General features: G+C 54.7%; 1 rRNA gene. It reads right to left on the bottom strand.

The annotated features are described in order from the left end of the window. Positions 1-11: 11 nt before the first annotated feature. Positions 12-706, bottom strand: a 16S ribosomal RNA gene (locus ACETPC_RS23780); the annotation flags it as partial.

Consider the following 706-nt stretch of genomic DNA (forward strand, 5'->3'; position numbering starts at 1 on the left):
GTATCTTCAGGTAAGGAGGTGATCCAACCGCAGGTTCCCCTACGGTTACCTTGTTACGACTTCACCCCAGTCATGAATCACAAAGTGGTAAGCGCCCTCCCGAAGGTTAAGCTACCTACTTCTTTTGCAACCCACTCCCATGGTGTGACGGGCGGTGTGTACAAGGCCCGGGAACGTATTCACCGTGGCATTCTGATCCACGATTACTAGCGATTCCGACTTCACGGAGTCGAGTTGCAGACTCCGATCCGGACTACGACGCACTTTATGAGGTCCGCTTGCTCTCGCGAGGTCGCTTCTCTTTGTATGCGCCATTGTAGCACGTGTGTAGCCCTGGCCGTAAGGGCCATGATGACTTGACGTCATCCCCACCTTCCTCCGGTTTATCACCGGCAGTCTCCTTTGAGTTCCCGACCGAATCGCTGGCAACAAAGGATAAGGGTTGCGCTCGTTGCGGGACTTAACCCAACATTTCACAACACGAGCTGACGACAGCCATGCAGCACCTGTCTCACGGTTCCCGAAGGCACTAAGGCATCTCTGCCGAATTCCGTGGATGTCAAGGCCAGGTAAGGTTCTTCGCGTTGCATCGAATTAAACCACATGCTCCACCGCTTGTGCGGGCCCCCGTCAATTCATTTGAGTTTTAACCTTGCGGCCGTACTCCCCAGGCGGTCGACTTAACGCGTTAGCTCCGGAAGCCACT

The sequence above is a fragment of the Pantoea sp. sgz302252 genome, assembly GCF_042610525.1.
GTDB lineage: Bacteria > Pseudomonadota > Gammaproteobacteria > Enterobacterales > Enterobacteriaceae > Erwinia.